The 830-nt window shown below is 58.7% G+C and carries 1 protein-coding gene; it reads right to left on the minus strand.

Going from position 1 to position 830, the window contains the following annotated elements; all coding sequences use genetic code 11:
• A partial coding sequence (locus tag IEY52_RS26505; RefSeq protein WP_189009719.1) for a carbohydrate ABC transporter permease occupies positions 1 to 803 on the minus strand: 803 nt, incomplete at its 3' end.
• Positions 804 to 830 lie beyond the last annotated feature (27 nt).

Consider the following 830-nt stretch of genomic DNA (forward strand, 5'->3'; position numbering starts at 1 on the left):
CGGTCATAAACCACCCATTTCTTGCTGGCGCGGAAAACGATGCCGGTGAAGGCCAGGATGCCCAGGAACAGCACCCAGGAAAGCGCTGAGGCGTAGCCCATGTCGAAGTCCCGGAAGGCCTTCTGGTAGATGTAGAGCGAGTAGAACAAAGTGGAGTCCGCAGGTCCCCCTTTGCCGTCGGAGACAATAAAAGCCTCGGTGAAGGCCTGGAAGGCCGAGATCAGACCGGTGATGGTGATGAACAGCACCACCGGGGAAATCATGGGCAGGGTGATGTGCCAGAAGCGGTGCCAGATTGTGGCCCCATCGATCTCTGCAGCCTCGTAGAGTTGTTTGGGCACGTCACTCAGCGCAGCCAGGAGCAGCAACACGTTTCCACCGACGCCCCACTGGGCGATGATGATGAGGGAGATTTTGGCCCAGTCGGTGTCTCCGAGCCAGGTGGGGCCTTGAATGCCGACCCAGGCGAGGGCGGTGTTAAAGAGACCGCCGATGGGTTTGAACATCCAGAGCCACAAGATGCCGGTGGCGACGGGGGGAACAATGAGGGGGACGTACATGAGGGTGCGCATGAGGGTGCGTCCGGGCATTTTCTGGTGGTAGAGCAGGGCGAGTGCAATGGCGAGGACGACCCCGATGGGAACACAAATCAACACGTAGTACATGGTGTTCTTGACGGAGGTGAGCCATCTGGCATCGTCGAGCATGTGGGAGTAGTTCTGGACACCGACCCAGTGGGGCTCGTTGAGGATGTTGTAACTGGTGAAGGAGAAGTACAAAGACGAGGCGAAGGGGTAGAGCACCAGGGAGAAAAATCCCACCAGCCACGG

This window comes from Deinococcus roseus (assembly GCF_014646895.1).
Taxonomy (GTDB): Bacteria; Deinococcota; Deinococci; order Deinococcales; family Deinococcaceae; genus Deinococcus_C; species Deinococcus_C roseus.